The sequence below is a fragment of the Acinetobacter sp. SAAs474 genome (assembly GCF_032823475.1).
In the GTDB taxonomy this organism is placed as follows: domain Bacteria; phylum Pseudomonadota; class Gammaproteobacteria; order Pseudomonadales; family Moraxellaceae; genus Acinetobacter.
In genome coordinates, this window is the sequence record NZ_CP127915.1 from 1,585,504 (window position 1) to 1,609,973 (window position 24,470).

Consider the following 24,470-nt stretch of genomic DNA (forward strand, 5'->3'; position numbering starts at 1 on the left):
ATCAAAATAATTTATAAAACAATCAATTGTAGTGAGGGGTTGCTGCGTGTGATCTGCTGTTGTCTGCTTTTGTGTTTTAATAAAGTGCCAATACGAATACTGACATCATTGGAACTAATGACACGTGCGCTATCATTAATAATCACTGCTTTTTGCTTGATATGTTTGAGCTTTGGAATCAGCAGCTTTTCTAAAGCTGAAACTAACATATCAATCGCAATCACACCAATAAATTGAGCATTTACAATAACAGGGTGGGCAACTGTAATGGTATATGCACCATTGCAGATATAATCAACATAAGGACCATAGATACACGGCTGATTGTTTTGTGCGGGTTGCTGAAACCATTCAAATGATCTGAAATCTAAAAAACGTTGTGCATTCTGATAGTTTTCAAGTTGTGCTTGTTGTAATTGTTCAGCTTTTTTATACCACCATTCAAGTGTCCAATAATCTTGTTCATCGTGTGTCTCAGGGCTATAACTGGCAAATCCCATGCCTTGGCTATAGCTACTATGATGTAAAGCACTTTTAATTTCCTGTTGCAATAAATGACGTTCTGCTGTAGATAATTTAATGCCTTTTTTGGGATCAATATGATGTTGGGCACAAATACGACTGGTTTGATTGGCTAAACGTTCAGCAGTTGATGTACTTTCGTCAACAATTTGTGTCAATAAATCCTGAAGCTCTTGGATATATAGATTTTGGGTCATTCCTGTAACTCCTCAATTCCATATTAATTTTAATGCCTGATTTCACGTCTCGAGATGAATACTGAAACTACAGCAGAGATAATCTATAGCGCAGCATCTGATCGGTTACCATGCTAATCATTTTTCTGGCTTGAATTAAAGCATCATCTTCATTTGCATTAACAAATGAAGACAGTAGGCATTGATATTGTTGTTGTATCGCAGCATGAAATTCATCATCTTGATAAAGTACAGCAATTAATGGTGCCCATTCTGCTTGGATCGTCAGTTCTTGATTGGCAAGACGTGAAGATTGTGCAAATGAGCTCATGGTCAGTAAGCAGCGTAGATCATATTGTGCACGTGTATCTGGTTCACTGGCTTGGCTAAATTGTTCAATTAAGGTCTTAATCTTATTAATTTCATAAGATGTTGTACGTTGTACTGCTAAATAGACACTATGGGAAAAATTTGCACAATGAAATTCGCCTAAATCTGCTAAAAACTCACTGGATGCTTGACGCAAAGGATGTTGATTTAATAAAAAATCAGAAGGCAGTTCACAGACAAAACTGCCACCATTTCGACCACGACGTGTATCAATTAAACCTTTTACACGTAATGTATTTAATGCTTCACGCACAGTAATGGGAGAAACGCCCATGAGGCGTGCTAAGTCAGCTTCATTAGGAAGTTGTTCATTACTTTTGAGCAATCCAGAGACAATTGCATTTTCCAAACGTTCAATCACTTGTTCTGAACGAGTTGCTTGACCGATGGGGGCAAAAATAATGGTATAGGCTGACATCGCAATCTCTCTTAATAGCTCGGCTACTTCCCTTATTGATACTACAACAGTATCAAGGATTTAAAATATGCCGTAAGGGTGAACGGCTTGTTGATCTTCTGGTACTGCAGTAATTGCATCCCAAAGTTCGGCAATCTTACCATTTTCAACACGCCAAAGTTCAAAATATGCATGTCGATCACCCGCAATCTCACCTTCTGAATGGGTAAGAACAAACTGTCCATCAGCAATGGTACGATGAATTTTATGATAGACTAAACCTTGCCCTTGATCACGAATGTGTTCTAAAAAATCAATGACAGCATCTACACCATCACCAATATCAGGGCTATGCTGTAAAAAGTGATTGCCTTCAGCATAACGTCTAAAACCGCTATAGTCTCCAGCAATTAAAGTTTGCGTAAAAAAATTGCTAACCAGTTCACGATTTTTTTCTATATCACCATCAGTATCGACTTGATTGACACCATCTAGCTGTGTACGACCACTACTATTCGCTGCTGCTTCTGGGACGAGTCCATCCCAATGTTCAACAATTTTACCATTATCGACACGATAAATATCAAAACCCACCAGTGGTTGTTCATCTAAGCCTTGAAAACGACCATGAATCGCCACCAAATCACCATCCGCCAAGATACGGATTGCTTGATGTTGTAATTGAGGTGAATCATTGACTAGTTGGGCTAAACCTGAAATACCATCAGCAACTAAAGGGGAGTGCTCAATAAAGTTTTCTGCAAAATAGCGTGAAAGTGCTGTCGTATCGCGCAGGGTAAAAAGTTCATAGTGGGCTTGATTGACAAAGTCTTTAAGTTCCTGTTTATTCATTTTCATATCCATGTTAAATCGATTTGGTTTTACTATGGTTGATCATTTTTGGGGCAATGTGATTAAAGATTGACCCGATCCATTTATAATGATAATGCTCGATGATCCATTTCAGTAAACAGATCATCTATTAATAGAGCTTTAGAACTGAGCGCTATTTGGCGATGATTAATCCGTTGCACTCATCACATGTTTGATACGGGTATATTCTTCAAAACCATAACCTGATAAATCTTTGCCATAACCTGATTTCTTAAAACCGCCATGTGGCATTTCGGCTGTTAATGGAATATGTGTATTAATCCATACAGTACCAAAGTCAAGTTCACGTGCTAGACGGGTTGCACGAGCATGATTGGTGGTCCAAACACTTGATGCAAGACCATATTCCACATCATTGGCTTTATCAATCGCATCTGCTTCATCAACAAATTTTTGTACAGTAATGACTGGGCCAAAAATCTCATTTTGAATGGCATCATCATGTTGTTGTAGGCCAGAAATAACTGTCGGCTCAAAATAAAAACCACAACGATCGGCTTGTTTCCCACCTGTTTCAACTTTGGCATGTGCCGGTAAATTTTCAATAAATGCTTTAATATGTTTCAGTTGATTGGCATTATTTAATGGTCCATACAGCGCATCTTGATCATCTGGATCACCAAAGCGGGTATTTTTTGCTGCTTCAACTAATTTGCTAAGAAATTCATCGTAAATCGTTTCATCTACAATCACACGTGTTGCTGCAGTACAGTCTTGCCCAGCATTAAAGTAGCCTGTTATAGCAATGGTTTCTACGGCCTTGTCAATATCGGCATCAGCAAAAACTAAAACAGGTGCTTTGCCACCAAGTTCTAAATGTGCTTTAGCTAGATTCGCTGCTGCAGACGCTGCAACTTGTAAACCGGCACGTACAGATCCTGTAATTGAAACCAATGCGGGTGTTTTATGTGAAACAACTTTAGAGCCTACTTGTGCTTGGCCTAAAACAACGTTAAAAGCACCTTTAGGGAAAAATGGCGCAGCGATTTCAGCCAGTAATAAGGTACTTTCTGGAGTGGTATCGCTAGGTTTAAGTACTACCGTATTTCCTGCTGCTAATGCGGGTGCAATTTTCCATACTGCCATCATTAGTGGATAGTTCCATGGCGTAACTTGACCTACGACTCCCACAGGTTCACGACGAATACTTGAACTTAAACCTTCTAAATATTCACCTGATGCAGTGCCTTCCAGTAAGCGTGCAGCACCTGCAAAAAAACGAATTTGATCAGCACAAATCGCAACTTCTTCTGAAGCAATTAAATGTTTAAGCTGCCCAGTATTACGACTTTGCGCTTCAATTAAACGTTCTGCATTGGCTTCAATGGCATCTGCTAATGCCAGTAATGCTTTTTGTCGTGTAGAAGGTGTACTACGGCCCCAGATTTTAAATGCTGCTTTGGCAGCAGCATATGCGCGATCGACTTCTTCATCTGTTGCATTCGGAGATTGTGCATAGACTTGGCCTGTGACTGGGCTAACTAAATCAAAATATTGATCTGATTGCGCTGCGACATATTCACCATTAATAAAATGTTTAAGTTTCACATTTGACATTTTTTATTCCTTGTCCTTGGTTTTAAAATATAACATATAACAATATATGTATTATGTTTTAACTTAACTGTCAAATAGCAAATCACAGAAATTCATTATTTTTAAGTATTGATTGAGTATTTTAAAAATTTTATTGGATATAAGTTATTAATTTATAAAAATTTAATTTTTTTTATTGTTGTGCTAAAGATGTGGAAAAAAATAATGATGATGGAATATGATACTGCTTGATTGGCCGTGATATAAATTTACTACAAAATTGGTACCTTATTAAGATATTAAAGTGGCTCTCGTTTCATCATGATATTCGAGCGACATTAGCTTCATCAAAGACAATGTCGTGATCCATCATCTAAAGATGGTTCTCGGGCAAAAACATCAATAAATGATTTAGAGGTACGGATATGGATAATCAAAATGCTGCAATTAATGCACGTAAACTAGCAGCAACACCACGTGGTGTTGGCGTCATGTGTCAATGGTTTGTTGAGCGTGCTGAGAATGCAACGTTATGGGATAAAGACGGACGAGCATTTATTGATTTTGCTGGTGGTATTGCGGTACTCAATACGGGCCATCGTCATCCGAAAGTTATTGCTGCGGTGACTGAACAATTGGGTAAATTTACCCATACTGCCTATCAAATTGCACCTTACGAAAGTTATATCTCTTTAACTGAACGTATTATTGCCCGTGCACCGATTACAGGTCCTGCTAAAGCAGCATTATTTACTACGGGTGCTGAGGCTGTCGAGAATGCAATTAAAATTGCCCGCGCTGCGACTAAACGTCATGGTGTGATTACTTTTGGCGGAGCATTTCATGGCCGTACATTTATGACAATGGCAATGACCGGTAAAACTGCACCGTATAAACGTGATTTTGGTGTGATGCCATCAGGTGTATTTCATGCCCGTTATCCTGTCGCAGTAAATGGCATAACAGTCGATGATGCAATTGAAAGTCTAGAAGAAATTTTTAGTACAGATATTGCAGCACATGATGTTGCTGCGATTGTTTTAGAGCCTGTACAAGGCGAAGGTGGCTTTAATGTTGCGCCACAAGAATTGATGATTCGTTTACGTGAAATTTGTGATCAACACGGTATTTTATTGATTGCAGATGAAGTGCAAACAGGCTTTGCACGTACAGGTAAACTGTTTGCTATGGAACATTATCCAAATGTAACAGCCGATTTGATTACCATGGCAAAAAGTCTAGGCGGTGGTTTCCCAATTTCTGGTGTTGTTGGCCGTGCTGATGTGATGGATGCACCTAATCCAGGCGGACTCGGTGGAACTTATGCAGGTAATCCATTAGCAGTTGCTGCTGCACATGCTGTGATTGATGTGATTGAAGAAGAGAATTTGTGTGATCGTGCCAATAAACTTGGTGCTCAATTGATTGATGTACTGGAAGATCTACGTGATTCACATCGTTTTGTCCGTGATATTCGTGGTTTGGGCTCTATGGTTGCGATTGAACTAGAAAGTGCAGAACAGGTTAAAGCCATTCAAGACTATGCAATGGATCATCAGTTAGTATTGTTGTCTTGTGGTAAAAAAGCCAATGTTATCCGTTTCTTATATCCACTTACAATTCCAGATGCGCAATTTAAACAAGCCTTAGATATTTTGCAGCAAAGTTTTGCGGCGATTTCAGATAAGCAAGCGAGTATTTCTGCATGATTGATCAAAAATATCACTACTTATTAGATCATCCCGATATTGTCTTTGTTGCACCTGCATCGGATGATTATATTGAAGTTAAAGATGCTGCCCTTGGCACATCTTTGGCTTGGGTAAAAAAGCATGATCGTCACTCAGTGACTGCAGCGATTTTACGTGCTGAGCAAGCACAGGCCAAATTCAAGCACTATACGGCATTACAACGTGCAGACTTGTTATTGGCTTGGTATCAATTGATGCTTAAGCATCAAGAAGATTTAGCACAGATTTTAACAGCCGAGCAAGGCAAGCCACTTGCCGAAGCACGCGGTGAAATTGTTTATGCAGCGTCATTTATTCGCTGGTTTGCTGAACAGGCGCGTCGAATTGATGGTGATATTTTACCATCAACGCAAGTACAACAGCGTTTATTGGTATTAAAACAACCCATTGGTGTAACAGCAGCGATTACGCCGTGGAATTTTCCTGCGGCGATGATTACACGTAAGATTGCGCCTGCACTTGCAGCAGGCTGTTCAATGTTAATCAAACCTGCTGAACAAACACCTCTCAGTGCTTATGCACTTGAAGTATTGGCACAACAGGCTGGCCTGCCACACGATATTATGATCACCTTAAGTGGTGATGCAATTGAAGTGGGACAGACTTTATGTGCCAGTGATATTGTGCGTAAATTAACCTTTACGGGTTCAACTGAGGTTGGGCGGATTTTAGCCCAACAATGTGCACCGACCATTAAAAAGCTCTCTTTGGAGCTGGGTGGTAATGCACCAGTACTGGTATTTGATGATGCCAATATTGAACAGGCAGTAAAAGGCATTTTAGCCAGCAAGTTCCGCAATAGTGGCCAAACTTGTGTTTGTGCAAACCGTATTTATATTCAAGACGGAATTTATGATCAGGTTGCACAGCGTGTAGTGGAAGAAGTACAAAAACTTAAAGTAGGTGATGGGCGTTTAGTAGAAACGACGCAAGGTCCATTAATTGATGAAGATGCCATTGCCAAAGTTGAAGCACATATTCAAGATGCGTTAGAGAAAGGGGCAACTGTAGCAACAGGCGGTAAGCGTGTAGCAGTAAGTAATACCTTTTTTGAACCCACAGTATTGACAGATGTTCGTCAAGATATGCGCGTTGCACGTGAAGAAACTTTTGGACCATTAGCACCATTATTCCGTTTTAAAACTGAACAAGAAGCGATTCAAATGGCCAATGATACCGAGTTTGGTTTAGCGGCTTATTTCTTTACGCAAAGTACAGCACGTCAATGGCGTGTCGGTGAAGCGTTAGAATACGGGATGGTTGGTGTCAATACGGGTATGATTTCAAATGAAGTTGCACCTTTTGGCGGCGTTAAACAGTCTGGTTTAGGGCGTGAAGGTTCGCAATATGGTATTGAGGATTATTTAGAACTCAAATATCTTTGCGTTGATATTTCAAACTAAGTTGAGCGAGGCTGGTTTGCCCATTCAAATCGGCCTCGTTATTTATCATATTTAATTGTATTTCAATCATATATCATCCAGCTAATCTCAATGAATATTCACATATCGAGCTATTGAGCTAACGATTGTGTATCGACATAAGTTTCAACAGACATTCCTGGACGTAAGCGCTGGATATCGATTTGATCTGGATCAATTTGAATACGTACCGCGATACGTTGTACCACTTTCGTAAAGTTGCCTGTGGCATTATCTGGTTTAATGACACTAAACTGCGAACCTGTTGCTGGAGCAATTTGATCTACGTGGCCCATAAATTTTTGACCATCTAATGCATCTACAGTAAACCAAGCACGTTGACCAAGCTTAATATGTGCGATTTGGGTTTCTTTAAAGTTGGCAATAACCCAAGTTTGTTGAGGAACCAAGGTAAAAAGCTGTGTTCCTGCCGCGACATACTGACCGACACGTGGTTGAATTTGTCCTAATTGACCATCAATTGGTGCATTAATTGTACTATAGTTTTTAGTGATATCTGCTTGATTTAATTGTGCTTTCGCACTAGTGACTTGAGCCTGTAAGCCAATTTCTGCTACCTGTGCTGTTTTTAATGCTTCTTGGGTTACAATAAGATTTGATTGTGCTTCTTCTAATGCAGCATGTGAACGTTGTGTTGCTGTTTCAATCTGACTAATTTCTGAGGCAGATGCTGCACCTGTACGTTTGAGTTGGTTATAGCGTTTTTGTTCACTCATCGCCAATGCATAGTTAACTTGAGCCTGTTTGATTTGTGCTTCCGCTGCTAAAATATCGGCTTTACGTTGTTGTATCGCCTGAGTTTGGTTGGCTAGGTTGTTTTGTGCTTGGGTGAGTAGTGCTTGTGCTTCAGTGACTTTTTGCTGATAACTATTGGCATCAATCGTCATTAAAATTTGTCCTGCTTTGACATGATCAAAATCATTGACATTGACTGTTCGAATATAACCATTGATTTGCGAAGATAAAACCGTAATTTTGCCATGAATATAACTGTTATCTGTCGCTTCAACTGATCCCTGAAATGGACCAATTTTCCACGCATTTAAGATCAGAAAAATACCGATAATTAAAACTAAGAACATCAATGCCAGCATTGGTTTTGTGGTTTTAATTAATTTACTGGCATGGCCAATAAATTCATGCTGCTTAGAATCCTGTGATGGAGAAAGATCGGTTTTGGACTGATTTTCTTGCATGTTACACCATAAAAATTTTAAAATATAAATATTAAAAAGGACTAATATTTTGTTTTTTAAACAAATATTTATTAATTGCGATGACAAAAATCCCCCAGCAGAGTAGCAGGATTGCAAAAATAGCATTTAAAGTAATGACATCATTATAAGCACTCACTTGTGCTTGTGTGGTCACGGACCGATTGAAATCTTCTAGTGCAAGTTGATGTTGTATGGTTTGATCTTCTGTATAAAGATGTGCATTTGTTTTATATCTATCCAGTTGTTGTTGGACCAAAGGATCCGTTTGCAGCAGTTCATCTTTTAGGCTTTGTTGATGTGTTTGTGTTCTAATTTGTTGATAAGTTGAATAAAATGCAGAACCCATTAATCCGCCAAAATTTTGTGTTGCTGAAAAAAGCACCACAAAGGTAATCATATGTGTTGCACCACTTTTTAATGCGCGCATCATACCCGTTAAGAGTAAGGGACCCATAAAAATACCTGTTGCAAAACTAATTAAAAACTGGCTCCAGTAAAAATTGACTGGACGTGCAGCACTGGTGAGTTGATGATCAAGTGCACAGGCGATTAAAATGAGCAATTCTGCTAACAATAAATGTAACACGATTCTGTCTAAAGAAAAGGTAAAAGCACTAAATACTGTTCCCGCTAACACACCAAAAAAAATGATGGTATATAAAGGTACAAATTGTTCAGGACCCATGCCAACCGTCTTTAAAAAATTAACCGCAGCATAACTTTGTTCTGAAAGTAAAAATCTTAATGCACATGCGCTAATAATAAAACGCAATGTAGCAGCTGTACCTAGCCATTCCGTCATAATGAGAGGATTTTTACGTCGACTTTCAAAAAATAAACCACAGGCGATTAAAATTAATCCAGTTATGAGAAAATAGGCTAACCATGGAGCATTAAACCACCAGACAATCGGTCCTTGTGTGAGTACTAAACATAAACAACCAAAACCACAAGCCATTAAAATAAAAGTAATAAAATCCTTTTTTTCAAAAACTTTAACTTGTAAGCTGCGTGGTAATTTAACAGCGACGACCAGAGCAAAACAACATAAGGCCAAACCCAACTCAAAACCGTATAACACGCCCCAATCATTGACCTCAGTCAGCGATGGTGAAATGATCCAAGCCAAAGGGATACCCAATTGCTGACAACCTAACGCAAGATACATTCCGTTTTTTGAATGCTGTTTGCCGAAGGCTTGCATGATGTAATACATCCCTAAAGAGCTTAAAGGGGCAGCCGTAAGCCCACTGATTGCTCTGACAAAAAGTGCCATCGCAAAGGTATGGACAAATAAATGTAGCAATATCACGATAATAAAAATCAATAAGCCTACTTCTGAATAAGCACGTAAACCAAATTGCTGTCGAGATTTAAACAGTAATAAATTAGAACTCACATTGGCCATGACATAGACTGCAGGAATTAATGCAGCCTCTGACGCTGTGAGTGCATATTGACCTTCAAAAATAGGTAGATTTGCCGTAATAAATCCATTGCTTAAACTTCCCGCAATGGCAATAAAAAAACCAATCAGTAAATAAATACTACGCACTGGAAGCGAGCGTTGTATAAATGCAGGTGATCCAGGCAAAGTCGGTTTTTCATCGTCGGTCCAATCCGGAATAGGGCCAATAATTGTGGGCTTATTTTCCATAAATGCTCTTGATGATTATCATTTGTTTGATTTGTTTTTTAGTATGTATTGTGAATAACGACGTGATAATCTGGATACAAAATTGACGCGATTTTCTACATGATGTTGGCGATAAAAGTTTAACATACTCAATATTCAACCCATAAAATACCTTGAAATGATTTATTGAATCAATTGAAAGACCGTACATTATTTTATTGATTCAGCACTTTAAACAAATAGCAGGGTTGATAAGATAATAATATTTATCTGCTTACTTTGCTAAAAATAGCATGACCTTGATCAACTTATACCGTTATTTGCGATTTAAGTTGATGCGATACATTTCACCTGTAAACCATGAGGATGTTGTAAGCTAAATATAAGTTGATAGTGATACTTTTCAACTAACGTTTTAATTAATGCTAAACCTAAACCATGACCTTGTTGTTGTGCTGATTTTCGCCAAAAACGCTGACTTAAGTAATGTAGTTCCTCAGCTGTTAACTGTTGACCATTATCACTGATCATTAAATCATGATCGCACATGGTAATTTTAATGCAGCTTGCATCTGCATGGAGTTCAGCATTTTCGATTAAATTTTTAATTACGCTATAAAGTACAAAATAAGGCAACTTCATTGTGGTGAGTGTATGCCATTCAATGTCGAGCTTATCTTTAAGCTGTGGATAGAGCGGGCATAAATGATCAATCACTTGCTGTAGTACAGGCTGAAGTGCAGTATCAGGTGCTGGGTGTTGTCGTTTATGATCTGCTTGGGTCAACGTCAATAATTGTTCCAGTAATAAGGCATAACGACGAATACTGACATTGGCCTGTTCTAAGTTTTCTTGCAGTGTGTGAGGTGCATGTTGTTGCTGTGCAATCATCTGACTTAATTGTAAATGTGTTTTAATGGCAGTGAGGGGACTACGTAGTTCATGAGCTGCATAGGCAGTAAATACTTTTTCACTTTCTAGACTGTGATGAAGTGTTTGAATTAATTGTGTTGAATGATCGACAAAAGGTTGAACCTCTCTGGGGATATGCTGTGGATTTAACTGGCTTAGATAGTGTGTTGCTTGATTTAATGATAAATTACTAGCACCCAGATGTTCACAAATTTGATCTAAGCTTTTAAATTCCTTACGAATAATATAAATAATTAAGGCGCTACAGGTGATTAAGGATAGAATCAGTGGAATTAATATGGATTGCAAAATTTGCTGCAACAATGAATCTCGCAAGGATAAACGTTCTGCTGCAACGACTTGAATATCACCTTGACGCAATACATAGCTGCGCCATTGTGTCGTCCCTTGTTGCCAAGTACTGAAACCAACTTGCTGTTGGCTTAATTGCTTCGGGGCACCTCGTGTTTTCGCAATCACTTGATGTCCAATACGAATATCAGAACTAAATAATGCCACCTCACAGGCAATTAAATGTTCCTGATCTGCGGTGCTACTGACTGAATTGAGCAATGCAGGGGAAATATCCTGTAGCGGTAATTGTTGAATCAGACGGGCAACCATATGTGCAGAGGCCGATAAGCGTTGATCTAGTGTTGCCTGTAAACGATGTTGTAAGTCAATATATAACCAGACAAATACCATACTCCATAGGCATAGTAATACCATTAATAAACTGATCACCAATCGCCATTTTAAACTATTGCTACGCATGCGTTTCACTCAGATATTTTAAACATATAACCAACGCCGCGAATGGTTTGTATGATGTCTGGATTGAGCTTTTGTCTTAAATGATAAATATGAACATTGAGTGCATTGCTTTCAATACTGTCTTGATAACCATAAAGTTTATCCAGAAGTTGTTCATTTTTTAAAATTTGGTTGGGATGGCTCATCAGGGTTTCTAATAGACTGTATTCACGTCTAGAGAGCTGAATCGGTTGATTTTGATAACGTACATCTTGGGTATCACGATTCAGTTGAATATCTGCCAGTGTCACGATATTCGATGAAAAACCACGATGACGCCGTGTTAAGGCATGAATACGTGCAATCAGTTCCTCTAATTCAAAAGGTTTGGTTAAGTAATCATCCGCACCAGCATTGAGGGTCATGACACATTGCTGGGTATGTAAGCGAGCAGTTAAGACCAATACGGGGAGATCAATCTGATCTTGACGCCATTGTTGTAATAATTGCAGACCATCTTGATCGGGAAGACCCAAATCGAGTAAGCATAAATCTACAGCACTGTTACGAATAAAATAATCTGCATCACGTGCATTATTGACATGTTCTACAGAAATATTCAAATAGGCCAATGCTGCACAGATACTTTGTGCAATATATGGATCATCTTCAACTAAGACCACAAACATAATCACTCCCAAGTAATCGGTAATATTTTAGAAACATTTAATGTTGTTAATGCTCTCTTAATTTTAGTTTTTGAATAATAATGAAGATGATGTTAAAACCATGTTGAAACAAATGATGACACAGTTTTTGAGGATATTGTTATTCTGGACAATGCTATTATTGAATCTGTTGCAGATCAACAGTGCTTATGCCGATTTTTTACCACCTGATCAAGCATTTCGTTTTAAAGCAGTCTCGATTAGCTCTGATCGTGCAGAGTTGAGTTGGCAGATTGCAGAGGGCTATTATCTTTATCAAGACCAATTTAAAGCGAGTAGCCAGCAGCAGGTGATTCGCTTGAATTTACCTGCTGCACAAGATAAAGATGATCCAAATTTTGGTCAAACCAAAGTATATTACCATCACGTTAAAACGACGATTCCAGTACAGCCTAACCAGCAATTAAACATTCAATGGCAAGGTTGTGCTGAAAGTGGTTTATGTTATCCATTACAGCGTAAGATGCTGCAAGTGGATGCAGATGGTTTATTGCCAGAACAACAGTCCACAGAAAATCATCAACTACTCGCTAAGCTAACGGCACCGGCAAGTTCGTCATTGACTCTGGCACATGATCAACTACCTGTAGACACAGCACCTAGCAAAGCGTTATCGCAAACAACGGTTGCAGCAGCATTACCACCAGCGACAGTACCCGCATCAGCATCGCACGATCAGGATCAACAGCAAAGTAGCGCTGCCAGTCAAGCAACCACAGCTATACAGGCGGATATCACCAATAAAGTTCAATCACAAGCGATTGCATCATCAGCGATGGCTTTGGAAAGCCAATGGAATAATGATCAGTTCTTTTTGAATTTATTATCCCAGCAAAATCTTATAGTTAACTTATTGATATTTTTAGCTTTAGGCATATTACTGGCCTTTTTGCCGTGTTCTTTGCCTTTAATTCCAATTATCTCGGGTATTTTGGTACAGGGTAAACGTGGTTATCGAGCTGCATTGATTGCAGGTACATTTGTCTTCGGTATGGCCGCAGTATATGCCGTGATGGGGTTTGCTGTTGCACAATTAGGTTACAGTTTTCAACGTTGGTTTCAAAGCCCATTCTTTATTGGTATTTTTGCATTTTTATTTCTGCTGTTTGCAATCAACTTATTTGGCGTATTTCAACTTTCATTACCACAGCGTTTATTACATCGCCTTGATTTTTGGCAGCAAAAACAACAAGGTGGTACCTTATTGGGTGCATTGTTAATGGGGATGATTGCTGCACTGATTGTTGGTCCATGTATGAGCGCACCTTTAGCTGGCGCTTTATTGTTTGTGGCACAATTGAATACGCCACTCATGGGGGCCAGTTATCTGTTTATTTTGGGTATCGGTATTGGCTTACCATTATTTATTGCAGCTGTTTTTGGTGCACAGTATTTACCTAAACCTGGACGATGGATGGATCGTTTAAAGTTTAGTTTTGGTTTTATGATGTTGGCTTTGGCAGTTTATTTTATTCGCCCATTATTGCCAATGACACTCTATTTTATATTAATGGCAAGCATTCTATTGCTTTTTGCAGCCTATTGTCTTGGTTATTTACTGCGTCAAGTACAAAGCTGGATCAGTAAATTATTTATTCTTTTAGTTGTTATTGTTTCAGTATGCTGTGGTGGATGGCATATTGTGCAAGCAATTCAACAGATCAATGTGACCCAAGCAGATCAGCATCTTGAATGGATTAAAGTCAATAAGGCTACTGTATTACGTCAAATTTTGGCACAACATCCAGATCAGGCTGTAGTCATTGATGTCTATGCGGATTGGTGTGTTGCCTGTCAACCGATTGAACGTGAAGTATTGCCAAGAGCGGATGTACAAGCGGTATTAAGTGATGTGGTACGTATTAAATTGGACTTGACCAATTATGATGTCAGTCAAGATCAACTGTTAAAAGATTGGCAAATTTTAGGACCACCTACCATGATTTTCTTAGATACACAGCATCAAGAGCAGCGTGATTTACGTTTAACCGGAACCTTTAATGCAGCACAACTGATTGCCAGATTACAGCAACTTAAGCTGAAGCAGCCATGATGATTTCATTGGATGCTTTACATATTGGGCCATTGATGTTGCCATGGCCCTTACTCATGGTTGTATTGGCACTGTTGCTGATTGCCTTGATGCGCCGTTTAAGTCATACGCGGCTCAATTGGTCCAAAGAGATCATAGCGTGTTTTGATGATTCTTTATGGACGGCCTTTATCATTGGTTTACTTGCTGCACGTCTTGGTTTTGTATTGTTGCATTGGGATGTTTATCAGCTTTCACTGATCGATATCATTAAAATACAAGATCAAGGTTTTAATGTGATTGTGGGTATATTGGCCGGTAGTATATGGTTTTTTTATAAAAATACTGCACTTACTCTTCTTGCTCGACTCAGTTGGCTGATGCTTTTTATTTTGTTGGTGGCTTCGGGAAGTTTGGCGCAAAAAGCATTGCAGCATGAGACACATTATCCAGATTTATCCTTTAGATTATTAAAACAGCCAACAGATGCTGTGCCATTAAAACAGTTTATTGGCCAACCTACAGTGATTAATTTATGGGCCAGTTGGTGTCCACCTTGTCATCGTGAAATGCCACTCTTACAACAGGCAGCCCAACGTCATCGCGATGTTGGCTTTATCATGCTCAATCAAGGTGAAGATGCACAGACCATTCAGCAGTATCTGCAACAGCATCAGTTTAATTTTGACTATGTATTATTAGATCAGCAGGGTGAAATGGCTCAGCAAATGAATATGTTTGGTTTGCCAAGTACATTATTTTTTAATGCACAAGGACAAATGGTGGCACGTCATATGGGAGAACTTACACCCGCCATGCTGCAACAATATATGCAGAAAATCATAGACAAAAAATAGCGCAATTATGATCAATCCTATAGGTGAGTAATGAACAAATTAAGCTGGCGTCATTGGCTAGTCCTTTTATGCTCAAGTAGTTCCATGTTGACGAATGCAACAACGGATATTAAAGCAGAAATTCAAAATCAAGGGTTTGAATTTATTAAACAAATTCCTGCACCACAGGGTATGACAGGCTGGGCAGGACATAATAATCAACATCCAGCGACGATTTTTATATCCAATGATCAGCAGTATTATATTGTCGGCGATCTCTATAATGCCCAAGGTGATAATCTTTCCATTGATGCAATGAATAGCCACGTTAAAAATGCGGTGCTTGAAGATGTTTGGCAAACACTAGCAGCTTCAACTTGGATTCAAGATGGCGATATGAATGCACCGCGTATTGTCTATGTTTTTTCCGATCCTAATTGTCCTTACTGTCATACGTTTTGGCAACAGGCCCGACCGTGGGTCAAATCGGGGAAAGTACAACTACGGCATATTATGGTGGGCGTGATTCGGGAACAAAGCCGTGCTCAAGTGGCTACATTACTGATGTCAAAAAATCCACAAGCGATATTTACACAATTTAATCTAGATCAAGCCAAACATCCATTGCGTCCAGCAGGCAAAATTCCTGCTGAAATTACACAGAAGCTCGATTTTAATGAAGGTTTAATGGATAAATATGGCTTTTTTTCGACCCCATCTATGATATGGAAAGATAGCCAAGGCCAATTTAAATCTGCTCAAGGAACGGCGACAGATCTTAAAGAGATATTTGAAAAATAACGGCAAGTATAGTGCTGTTTCTTCGTTGAAAAACTATGGTGCCGCTTGCCTTGAAGCGGCACTTATATACAGATCAAATCGATGTAACGTCATGGCGCATTGGCCCAATAATATGAGCAAAATCTTAGATAATATCTTGCTTATTTCTATCGTAACGCCTGATAGATAATCTGCTGCTTGAAGCAAAAATTTACGCAAAATTTACGCCTTTATATCGGCTTTAAATAGAGATTTTACGCCACCTTTTTACATACTAGCCTTTGTAATATCTCTGGTGATAGGATGTAAAAATGAGTGCTGAATGGGTTCAATATCAGCAAGTACAATGCTCAATCGTATATATGCAGCAAAACCATAATAATGATATTGCTGTTAATCAAACTGACGGCTCCTTATGTGGAGAACGATCATGTTAGAGTTGAGTGTACTATTACTGATCGTGCTGATTCTGGCTTATCCTTTGGGTAAGTATCTTGCACAGGTTATGCAAAACCAGCCATTAAAAAGTGATGTCCTGTTTCATTGGATTGAACGTCCAATTTATGCCATGTTAGGCACCAATCCGCAACAGGGCATGAATGTTAAAAGCTATATATTAAGCTTTATTTGTAGCTGTTTTTTCCTTGGGTTGGTCGTTTTTATTTTATTGTTAACCCAGCAAAGCTTACCTTTAAATCCACATCATGCACCGAATATGTCATGGGATCTGGCTTTGCATACCATGATTTCTTTTCTGACCAATACCAACCAACAACATTATTCAGGACAAGTACAACTGTCTTATCTATCACAAATGGTGGCTATTGTTGGATTACAGGTCATTACACCGATGATGGGCTTGGCTATGGTGGTTGCCACCTTGCGTGCTTTATTCCAGCAACCTTTAATTTGTAGTCAAGATCAAGTGCAGATCAATAATACGATCCAGTCTGTTGATCAGATCAATGTCGGTAATTATTGGGCAGATTTGATTCGTCCAACATTACGTTTTTTACTCCCATTGTGCTTATTGTGGTCATTATTACTCAATAGCCAAGGTGTACCGGCGACTTTTCAAGCAGGACCACAAATTCAAGTCATGGATCAAAGTAGTGAGTTGGTGACACAGCAAATTCCGCTTGGCCCTGTTGCGCCTATGGTCGCGATTAAACAATTGGGAAGTAATGGTGGGGGATGGTATGGCCCAAATAGCAGTACGCCTTTAGAAAATCCTACCCCACTTTCCAACTTATTCGAAATGATAGCGATTTTACTGATTCCAGTCTCGGTAATTTTTATGCTGGGTTTCTTTACCCGAAAAATGCGATTTGCTGTTCTGGTTTTTGCATCGATGCTCTTGATGTCATTGGTTTCAGCAGCGAGTGCACTGTGGTCGGAAAGTTTGTTTACGACAACGATGCAATCAATCGTGATGGAAGGAAAAGAATTACGTTTTGCTGAACATAGTTCTGCGATTTGGGCAGCAATTACGACTCAGGTCAATAATGGCTCGGTCAATATGATGCATGATTCTGCTGCACCTTTAACAGGATTGATTGCATTAATGAATATGCTGATTAATGCGATTTGGGGTGGAATTGGCTGTGGTTTACAGCAATTTATGATTTATCTATTTTTGGCTGTATTTATTGCCGGTTTAATGACTGGGCGAAGTCCTGCATTATTTGGACGTAAAATTGAAGCAGGCGAAATTAAATTATTGGCTATATTGATGATTTTACAGCCATTGGTCATTTTAAGTTTTACTGCAATCAGCTTATTTATTCCCGAGATAACTGGCAATAGTAATCTGCAATATCATGCAGTTTCACAGGTTTTATATGAATATGTATCAGCCTTTGCCAATAATGGATCTGGATTTGAAGGTCTGGCAGACAATAGCATCTGGTGGAATATTACAACATCAATCACTTTATTATTGGGACGGTTTCCAACCTTAATTATTCCGTTATTAATCGCAGTACGACTTGCAGCAAAACCAGCAATGGCACAGAGTGAGGGTAGTCTTCGTATTGAAACCCCAACCTTTGCATTGACCTTAATTGCCATTGTATTGATGTTGACGTTATTACAGTTTATGCCAGTACTGGTCTTGGGACCAATTGCAGATCAACTGTTATGGTTACAGGGTTAGGGATAAAAGCAATGAATCATTCAAAACATGTAGTTAATACCCCGAAAATAGCGATATTTTTTCAAACTGAAGCATGGAAAAATGCCTTGATTAAATTGCTTCCACAGCATGCACTGAAAAATCCAGTTATGGCGATTGTGTGGCTCGGGACATGGATCACTTTACTCAGTACCGTTACGGGGCAAGCCAATCTTATTTTTGGTTTAAGTGTCAGCGTTATTTTATTGATGACCGTATTGTTTGCGAATTATGCAGAAGCGATTGCAGAGGCTAAAGGGCGCGGTCAGGCATCGTCATTACGTCAAGCACGACAAAATTTAACTGCACGTCGGTTAGCTTCTCAGCAGGATACAGAAGGCAGTTTGATTGCAGCAACAGCATTAAAAGTAAATGATTTGATTGAGGTTCGTGCTGGTGAATTGATCGCTGCAGATGGTGAAATTATTCAAGGCTTTGCAACCATTAATGAGGCAGCGGTTACGGGTGAATCGGCCGCAGTATTACGTGAAGCGGGTACCGATAAGTCCAGTGTGATTGGTGGCACTAAAGTATTGACAGATCGGATTATTGTCCAAGTGACTGCAGAGACAGGCAATAGTTTTTTAGATCGTATGATTGCACTCGTGGAAGGTTCAAATCGTCAAAAAACACCAAATGAAGTGGCATTGGCTATTTTATTAAATGTGATGACCTTGACTTTTGTATTGGTGGTGGCAAGTTTACCGATCATGGCTCATTTTCTAGATATCGTCATTCATCCTATTATTTTGGTGGCGTTATTGGTGTGTTTAATTCCGACAACGATAGGTGGCCTGTTACCTGCCATAGGCATTGCAGGCATGAATCGTGCACTTAAAGCCAATATTATTGCTAAATCAGGTAAAGCCGTTGAAGTTGCTGGTGATATTGATGTATTGCTATTAGATAAAACGGGAACCATTACCTATGGTGATCGTCAAGCAACTGCATTTTATCCAATCAGTACTGTGACAGAGACTGAATTACGTGAAGCTGCGATGTTTAGTTCATGGGCAGATCCTACCCCTGAAGGCAAATCGATACTTAGTTTGGCTAAAGCACAAGGTGGAACGAGCATAGAGCCCAACCATACTGAATTTATTAGTTTTAACGCTGTAACCCGTATTTCTGGTGTTAATTTAGCCAATGGTCAGCATATTCGTAAAGGTGCTTTAGATGCAATTTTAAACTTTACTGGACAACCTATCGCACAGCATAGTGAATTACAGACCCGAGTCAATCAAGTTGCATCAAAAGGTGCAACACCTTTAGTCGTGGCAAGAGATAGCTGCATTTTAGGGGTGATTGAATTATCTGATGTCATTAAACCGGGTATTAAAGAGAAGTTTGTTCGTTTACGTGAAATGGGCATTAAGACGGTGATGGTGACAGGGGATAATCCCTTGACTGCAGCTGCGATTGCAGCTGAAGCTGGTGTCGATGATTATATTGCTGAAGCCAAACCTGAAGACAAGCTGAATTGTATTCGTTTGCAGCAACAGCAGGGACATTTGGTGGCAATGGTGGGAGATGGCACCAATGATGCACCAGCGCTAGCACAAGCGGATATTGGTTTGGCGATGAATTCAGGCACACAGGCAGCAAAAGATGCAGGCAACATGGTGGATTTAGATTCCGATCCAACCAAACTACTTGCTGTGGTTGAAATTGGTAAGCAACAGTTGATCACACGTGGTGCACTAACTACATTTTCTTTAGCCAATGATATTTCGAAATATTTTGCCATCTTACCTGCATTATTTATTGCGGCTATTCCTCAAATGGAAGTATTAAATATTATGCAGTTGAGTAGTTCAGAAAGTGCCATTCTGTCGGCCTTAATTTTTAATGCCATCATTATTCCTTTGCTTATTCCGATTGCATTACGTGGTGTGAAATTTAAACCAGCTACAGCAACCCAATTACTACGTCGTAATATGCTGATATATGGTTTAGGTGGTGTATTACTTCCTTTTGTCGCTATCAAAGCCATTGATATCGTCATTAGCCCATTATTGCTGTTGTAATTTGTCAATGAGGATAAAAATGAATATTCAATATCAATCTGATTTAAGCTGCTCATTTAGACAAATTCTACGTGCAGCATTGGGATTAGTGGTGGTGGTTTGTGGTTTATGTGGTTTTGCTTATAGCAGTATTGCAACAGGGCTAGGTCAACTGCTTTTTCCGCAACAAGCCAATGGAAGCTTAATCGTGCTACATGATCGCGTGGTTGGTTCGTCTTTAGTCGCGCAACCCTTTTTACAAGCACAGTATTTCCAGCCTCGGCCTTCTGCATCTGGTTATGATCCGATGGCGATGGCGGGCAGTAATATGGCAAGAACCAGCCCAGAACTACAGCAAGTGATTACGACACGTTTAGCACATCGTGCTCAATTGGAACAGGTGGCTTTATCTGAAATTCCAGCAGATTTAGTTACCGCTTCTGGCAGCGGTATAGATCCTGAGATCAGTGTTCAGGCTGCAATCATTCAATGTCAACGTATTGCACGCAGTAGAAATTTATCTGAAGATCAATTGTTGGCTTTGGTACATCAGCATACCATTCAGCCAACTCTAGGATGGTTAGGTCAAGCTCGTGTTAACGTATTACAGCTCAATCTTGCTTTGGATCAATTACAAGCAAAATCATGATGATCTGCAATAGCAGATTAGACCTAGATCTTGATGACTTTGCTGATGAGTGACGAATGACATCTGATGATAGTCAGTCATTCATCAGCAAGATCATCTTTAACATATCCAGTGCAGCATAGCGCTAAGAGAACTATTATATTGATGAATTTACATAAATTGTGTTTGACTTTAAAACAACGCTGTCACTTGATCAAAGTATCGTGTTATGAATAATAATCGCAATCATAAAGCTGATGTTTTATTACAGCATAGCCAGCGCTATCAATCTGGACGATTAACGATATTTTTAGGTGCTGCCCCCGGAGTTGGCAAAACCTTTGCCATGTTAGTTCGTGCACATGAACTGGCTTTAACCGGCTGCAACATTGTGATTGGTTATGTAGAAACACATGGACGTCGTGAAACTGAGAATTTACTCGCAGGCCTGCCGATTATTCCTCGTCAAACCATAGCCTATCAAGGTCATCAACTTGAAGAAATGGATTTAGATACGCTATTAGAACAAAAACCGAGTATTGTTTTGGTCGATGAATTGGCGCATAGCAATATGCCGGGTAGTCGTCATGAAAAGCGTTGGCAGGATATTCATGAGTTACTTGATGCGGGTATTGATGTCTTTACCACCATGAATATTCAGCATTTAGAAAGTTTAAATGACCTTGTTTTTCAAATTACCGGTATCCGTGTAGTAGAAACAGTACCAGATCGTGTATTTGAACGGATTCGTGATATTCGTTTGATTGATTTGCCTGTTAATGAGCTACTGGAACGTTTACATCAAGGAAAAGTTTATCTTCCTGAGCAAGCCCAATATGCATTAGAGCGTTTTTTTAGTCATGCCAATCTTACGGCATTACGTGAATTGGCCATGCAGACGGTTGCCAATTATGTGGATACTCATGTTCGAGAAAATTTTGCAATACAAGGTGTACACCCCATTCCACTCAAGCAACATATTCTCATTTTACTCGATCGCAATGTAAATGCTGAAGCCTTGGTTCGGATGGGATGTCGTATGGCTGAACATCGTTTAGCTGCTTGGACTGTGGTTGTTTTTTCACCCAAATCACAAGCATCTGAGCAACACCATATTGAACAGGCACTTAACTTGACCCGTCAATTAGGTGGTATGACCGAAATTTTATATGGTCAACAAGTCGCCCAACAAGTTTTTAATTATATGGTTGACCGAGGGATATCCACAGTAGTATTGGCACAGCCATCAGCACACAGTTTAAATTTATGGGATATATTTAAACCCAATATTGTACAGCAACTATTGAAATATCATCCTGGTTTTGAAATCAGTATGGTGCCTATTTTACGGCAGCCTAAAAGCACAATGGCGCCACTAGAGCGGGGACGATTATTATCCGCTAAAGAAATGTTGTATATCATTGCCACCAGCATCGGCAGTATTGTCTTGGCAAGTTGGGCCGAAAAATATTTGGGCATTGAAGATTTTTCACTGATTTTTATTACGGCTGTCGTATTTGTTGCGTCACAGACACGAATGTTTGTGGCCTTTTTTTCTGCAATCGTCTTCTTTCTGGCTTATAATTTCTTTTTTATTTCACCGAAATTTACCTTGCAAATTTCTGCACATCAAGGGGTCATGACGGTGATGGCTTTTCTTGCAGCAGCACTTATTTCTAGTCGTTTGGCTTCACGTTTGAAAGAGCAGGTAACGGCTTTAAAAGCTGCAAATAGCTATAAAAGTATTATGCAAGATGTTGGACAGAAATTATCGACCGCAGTTGATTTAGAACAAGTACGACAAGTTGCCGAACAGAGTCTGGCACAAAATTTACATGCACAAGTCTGGCTCTATTTTTCTGAAGCTGTTGTAGATGCATCTTCGTCTGTATTGACAGATAAAGAACAAATTTCAGCAGATTGGACATTAAAACATCATCAACCTTCTGGGCGCTTTACCCAGACTTTAACGCAAAATGAGTGGTGGTTTGTCCCTTTATTGGCATCGAAACAGTGTTTGGGTGTTGTTGGACTGAAATTTTCTACAGATCAGACCCACTTAAGTACAGCACAAAAGCAGCTGGCAGAAGCGATGATTGAATACATTGCACAAGCATTATCTCGAATACAGTTGGCCAAAGCACTGGAGAATGCAAATATCAATTCGGAAACCGAGAAATTACGTTCAGCATTATTGTCTTCAGTCTCTCATGATTTACGTTCACCGTTAGCATCAATGATTGGTGCAGCCGATACATTAAGTCATTATCGTCATGCGATGAATGAAGAGGATCAGAATAGTTTATTAGAAGCAATTCATTTAGAAGGGGAGCGTTTAGATCGTTATATTCAAAATTTACTTGATATGACACGATTAGGACATGAAGGGCTCAGTTTAAAACGTGATTGGATTGGTGTGGATGAATTGATTGGTTCAGCGGTCAGGCGCTTATCACGGTATATGCCTCAGGTAATGATTGATGTTGATCTGCCTTCATCGACATTAAGTCTATTCGTTCATGCTGCTTTAATTGAACAAGCGATTTTTAATGTTTTAGAAAATGCGGCGAAGTTTGCACCAGAACATACAGCAGTTGTGATTGAGGTGACTCAAATGAATCAAAATGAAGTAGAAATTGCCATCACCGATCAAGGTCAAGGTATTCCAGCAGAGGAAAGAGAACAGATTTTTGATATGTTCTATACCATGCAGCGTGGTGATCGTGGACAATATGGCACAGGATTAGGTTTAACTATTGTCAAGGCGATTATTGGGGCACATATGGGAAAAATTATGGCATCTTCGGCCCAACATGATCAAGGGACCTGTATTCGTATACAGTTACCGATTCAGCCAACCCTTTAGATCACTTGAGTTGAGGATAGATGATGTCTGAAGTAAAAGAATCACTCGCAACAATGACACAAATATTGATTATTGATGATGAAAATCAGATTCGTAAGTTTTTGGATATCGCATTAAGAGCACAAGGATATCGGACCTTATTGTCTGATCATGGACGTAATGGTATTACACAATTGGCATTACAGGGAGCTGATCTGGTCATTCTTGATCTCGGTCTTCCGGATTTGGATGGTTTTGAGGTGTTGTCTGAATTAAGAACATGGTCAGATGTTCCCGTGATTGTTTTATCCGTACGTGCCAGTGAAGATGAAAAAGTTAAATTACTCGATGCAGGCGCTAATGATTATGTCACCAAGCCTTTTAGCATTCAGGAATTAATGGCGAGAATTCGGGTGTTATTGCGTCAATTTCAACAGCGTACGGTAACATGCGCTATTTTTGATGATGGCATGTTAAAAATAGACTTTGCACAAAGACAGGTTTTTTTACAACAACAATTACTTGCTTTGACGCGTAAAGAATATCAGTTATTGCATTTATTGGCACAACATCAAGGTCAGTTATTGACTCAACCACAAATTTTAAAAGCATTATGGGGGCCTACACATCAGGAAGATACCCATTATTTAAGGATTTTGGTGGCCAAGTTGCGCCATAAGCTTAATGATAATGCCATTCAGCCAAAATATATCATTACAGAGCCGGGGGTTGGTCTGAGATTTTTAAATCGATCTTAAAAACAGTATAAATATGAATGACATTTGATAGTACAGAAAAAGATGTCAGTTTACACAT

General features: G+C 39.3%; 18 protein-coding genes. 10 read left to right on the forward strand and 8 right to left on the reverse strand.

What is annotated here, in order from left to right:
• Positions 1-11: 11 nt before the first annotated feature.
• The 4 genes from QSG86_RS08385 to QSG86_RS08400 form a co-directional block, all read right to left on the reverse strand.
• Complete coding sequence (locus tag QSG86_RS08385) at positions 12-719, reverse strand: cache domain-containing protein (RefSeq protein ID WP_317031070.1); 708 nt, start codon at positions 717-719, stop codon at positions 12-14.
• Positions 720-786: 67 nt separating this feature from the next.
• Positions 787-1,506 (reverse strand): FadR/GntR family transcriptional regulator, encoded by a 720-nt coding sequence (locus QSG86_RS08390; protein WP_317031071.1) that lies wholly within the window; start codon positions 1,504-1,506, stop codon positions 787-789.
• A gap of 60 nt (positions 1,507-1,566) precedes the next feature.
• A complete protein-coding gene (locus QSG86_RS08395; RefSeq protein ID WP_317031072.1) occupies positions 1,567-2,337 on the reverse strand; it encodes a nuclear transport factor 2 family protein in 771 nt (256 codons plus the stop codon).
• Between the two features lie 168 nt (positions 2,338-2,505).
• The gene (locus tag QSG86_RS08400) at positions 2,506-3,936 is read right to left on the reverse strand and encodes a gamma-aminobutyraldehyde dehydrogenase (protein WP_317031073.1); all 1,431 of its coding nucleotides are present in this window, start codon (positions 3,934-3,936) and stop codon (positions 2,506-2,508) included.
• A 404-nt stretch (positions 3,937-4,340) separates the two neighbouring features.
• Between QSG86_RS08400 and gabT the strand changes: the two genes are divergently transcribed.
• Both gabT and QSG86_RS08410 read left to right on the forward strand, forming a co-directional pair.
• Entirely contained in the window at positions 4,341-5,624 is a 1,284-nt protein-coding gene (gabT, locus tag QSG86_RS08405) for a 4-aminobutyrate--2-oxoglutarate transaminase (protein WP_317031074.1), read from the forward strand.
• Positions 5,621-7,069, forward strand: coding sequence for an NAD-dependent succinate-semialdehyde dehydrogenase (locus QSG86_RS08410; RefSeq protein WP_317031075.1), 1,449 nt, complete (start codon positions 5,621-5,623; stop codon positions 7,067-7,069). The genes gabT and QSG86_RS08410 overlap by 4 nt, the downstream gene beginning before the upstream one ends.
• 110 nt (positions 7,070-7,179) lie before the next feature.
• Here the strand turns inward: QSG86_RS08410 and QSG86_RS08415 are convergent, their stop codons facing one another.
• The 4 genes from QSG86_RS08415 to QSG86_RS08430 all read right to left on the reverse strand — a co-directional run bounded on the left by QSG86_RS08415 (position 7,180) and on the right by QSG86_RS08430 (position 12,315).
• Entirely contained in the window at positions 7,180-8,304 is a 1,125-nt protein-coding gene (locus QSG86_RS08415; RefSeq protein ID WP_317031076.1) for an HlyD family secretion protein, read from the reverse strand.
• A 31-nt stretch (positions 8,305-8,335) separates the two neighbouring features.
• Positions 8,336-9,982 carry an MFS transporter gene (locus QSG86_RS08420; RefSeq protein WP_317031077.1) on the reverse strand — a complete coding sequence of 549 codons (1,647 nt, stop codon included), beginning with the start codon at positions 9,980-9,982 and terminating at the stop codon, positions 8,336-8,338.
• A 306-nt stretch (positions 9,983-10,288) separates the two neighbouring features.
• Positions 10,289-11,647, reverse strand: coding sequence for an ATP-binding protein (locus QSG86_RS08425; RefSeq protein ID WP_317031078.1), 1,359 nt, complete (start codon positions 11,645-11,647; stop codon positions 10,289-10,291).
• A gap of 5 nt (positions 11,648-11,652) precedes the next feature.
• Entirely contained in the window at positions 11,653-12,315 is a 663-nt protein-coding gene (locus QSG86_RS08430) for a response regulator transcription factor (RefSeq protein WP_317031079.1), read from the reverse strand.
• Positions 12,316-12,466: 151 nt separating this feature from the next.
• On the opposite strand from QSG86_RS08430, the gene dsbD reads away from it, so the two are divergent.
• The 8 genes from dsbD (at position 12,467) to QSG86_RS08470 (ending at position 24,412) form a co-directional block, all read left to right on the forward strand.
• Positions 12,467-14,407 carry a protein-disulfide reductase DsbD gene (dsbD, locus tag QSG86_RS08435; protein ID WP_317032710.1) on the forward strand — a complete coding sequence of 647 codons (1,941 nt, stop codon included), beginning with the start codon at positions 12,467-12,469 and terminating at the stop codon, positions 14,405-14,407.
• The gene (locus tag QSG86_RS08440) at positions 14,404-15,243 is read left to right on the forward strand and encodes a TlpA disulfide reductase family protein (RefSeq protein ID WP_317031080.1); all 840 of its coding nucleotides are present in this window, start codon (positions 14,404-14,406) and stop codon (positions 15,241-15,243) included. The genes dsbD and QSG86_RS08440 overlap by 4 nt, the downstream gene beginning before the upstream one ends.
• A 30-nt stretch (positions 15,244-15,273) precedes the next feature.
• Positions 15,274-16,023 (forward strand): thiol:disulfide interchange protein DsbG, encoded by a 750-nt coding sequence (dsbG, locus tag QSG86_RS08445; RefSeq protein ID WP_317031081.1) that lies wholly within the window; start codon positions 15,274-15,276, stop codon positions 16,021-16,023.
• A gap of 409 nt (positions 16,024-16,432) precedes the next feature.
• Positions 16,433-18,157, forward strand: coding sequence for a potassium-transporting ATPase subunit KdpA (kdpA, locus tag QSG86_RS08450; protein ID WP_317031082.1), 1,725 nt, complete (start codon positions 16,433-16,435; stop codon positions 18,155-18,157).
• Between the two features lie 11 nt (positions 18,158-18,168).
• Complete coding sequence (gene kdpB / locus QSG86_RS08455; RefSeq protein ID WP_317031083.1) at positions 18,169-20,202, forward strand: potassium-transporting ATPase subunit KdpB; 2,034 nt, start codon at positions 18,169-18,171, stop codon at positions 20,200-20,202.
• A 19-nt stretch (positions 20,203-20,221) separates the two neighbouring features.
• Positions 20,222-20,830, forward strand: a complete 609-nt coding sequence (kdpC, locus tag QSG86_RS08460) for a potassium-transporting ATPase subunit KdpC (protein ID WP_317031084.1) — start codon at positions 20,222-20,224, stop codon at positions 20,828-20,830.
• 208 nt (positions 20,831-21,038) lie between these two features.
• Positions 21,039-23,675: a sensor histidine kinase KdpD gene (locus QSG86_RS08465; RefSeq protein ID WP_317031085.1), complete on the forward strand. Its 2,637-nt coding sequence runs from the start codon at positions 21,039-21,041 to the stop codon at positions 23,673-23,675.
• A 23-nt stretch (positions 23,676-23,698) separates the two neighbouring features.
• A complete protein-coding gene (locus QSG86_RS08470; RefSeq protein ID WP_317032711.1) occupies positions 23,699-24,412 on the forward strand; it encodes a response regulator transcription factor in 714 nt (237 codons plus the stop codon).
• Positions 24,413-24,470 lie beyond the last annotated feature (58 nt).